The organism is Desulfovibrio sp. 1188_IL3213, from assembly GCF_036763145.1.
GTDB lineage: Bacteria > Desulfobacterota > Desulfovibrionia > Desulfovibrionales > Desulfovibrionaceae > Desulfovibrio.
This window is the reverse complement of the sequence record NZ_JBAIYR010000612.1, coordinates 1-1,081: the sequence shown is the minus strand read 5'-3', so window position 1 is coordinate 1,081 and position 1,081 is coordinate 1. Positions and strand designations below refer to the sequence as shown.

Sequence of the window (1,081 nt, the reverse complement as noted above, 5' to 3'; positions counted from 1 at the left end):
TGCCGGGAGCAGCCTGCGCCACCGGACCTGCCGCGGCTTCGGCCAGTTGGGCAAGAGAGCGCAACTGCTGCATGCTTGGCTCCAGAAACTGCGGATCGCCCACATCCTGCCGCAAAAAAGCGTTGATGGCGGGCATGCTTTCAATGGCCGCGTCGATTTCGGCATTGGTTCCCCTGGCATAGGCCCCGATATTGACCATATCCTCCACTTTGCGAAAGGTACTCATATTGCGCGTGACCACACGCCCGGCCAGAACATCCTGCCTGTCGCAGATATCTGACCGCAGGCGGCTGATGGAACGCAGCACGTCAATGGCGGGAAAATGCCCCTGATCCGCCAGATCGCGGGTGAGCACAATGTGACCGTCCAGAATGGAGCGCACGGCGTCGGCAATGGGTTCGTTAAAGTCATCGCCGTCAACCAGCACCGTGTAAATGCCCGTGATGGTTCCCCTGGCAGACCTTCCGGCCCGTTCCAGCAGCTTGGGCAACTGGGCAAAAACCGTGGGAGTGTAGCCCTTGGTGGTCGGCGGCTCGCCCACGGCCAGCCCCACTTCACGCGCGGCCATGGCAAAGCGGGTTACGGAGTCCATCATGAGCAGCACGTCCATGCCCTTGTCGCGAAAATATTCGGCAACGCCCGTGGCCGCGTAGGCCGCGCGCATACGTACCAGAGGGGACTGGTCGGACGTGGCGATGACCAGAACCGAACGGGCCATGCCCTCCGGCCCAAGGTCCCGCTCCATAAATTCCACCACTTCACGTCCACGTTCGCCGATGAGGGCGATAACGTTGACATCGGCACGGGTATAGCGGGCCATCATGCCCATGAGCGTGGACTTGCCCACGCCGGAACCGGCCATGATACCCACGCGCTGCCCTTTGCCGAGAGTGAGCAGGCTGTTGACCGAGCGCACGCCCACATCAAGGATATCCGTAATGCGCGGCCGCTGCAGGGGGCTTGGCGGGTCGGCATAGATGGGGACAAGCTCGGGATGCCACTGCTGCCGGGCCACGGCGGCCCATTCCGGCACATATGGTTCCTGTTCCTGCGCCTGACGGGCAAAATCGGCCTTGGCATT

General features: G+C 62.4%; 1 protein-coding gene. It reads right to left on the bottom strand.

All coding sequences use genetic code 11. From position 1 onward, the window contains the following. On the bottom strand, positions 1 to 1,081 hold a 1,081-nt coding region (locus V6C16_RS14015; RefSeq protein WP_333543525.1), incomplete at both ends, for a FliI/YscN family ATPase.